This is a genomic window from Cupriavidus sp. SIMBA_020, assembly GCF_046535395.1.
Taxonomy (GTDB): Bacteria; Pseudomonadota; Gammaproteobacteria; order Burkholderiales; family Burkholderiaceae; genus Cupriavidus; species Cupriavidus campinensis.
The window spans coordinates 1-270 of record NZ_JAWRWU010000638.1 but is presented as its reverse complement, the minus strand read 5'-3'; the positions used below and the strand labels follow the sequence as shown (position 1 = coordinate 270).

General features: G+C 69.6%; 1 protein-coding gene. It reads right to left on the bottom strand.

What is annotated here, in order from left to right:
* Window positions 1-80: 80 nt before the first annotated feature.
* Window positions 81-270, bottom strand: a 190-nt coding sequence (locus SB751_RS30860; RefSeq protein ID WP_410749131.1) for a DUF1348 family protein, incomplete at its 5' end; no start/stop codon positions are given.

Sequence of the window (270 nt, the reverse complement as noted above, 5' to 3'; positions counted from 1 at the left end):
CCGCTTGCCGCCGCCGCGAGGCAGGGCGTCCACGACGCCCTGCGGGCAAGGGACTCGCCGCCGAGCGTCGCACCGTGGGTTCAGAGGCCGAGTTCGGACAGCCCCGGGTGATCGTCGGGACGCCGGCCCAGGGGCCAGTGGAACTTGCGGTCGGCTTCCCGGATCGGCAGGTCGTTGATGCAGGCGTAGCGGTGCGTCATCAGGCCGTCCTCGCCGAACTCCCAGTTTTCGTTGCCGTACGAACGGAACCAGTTGCCGGAATCGTCGTGC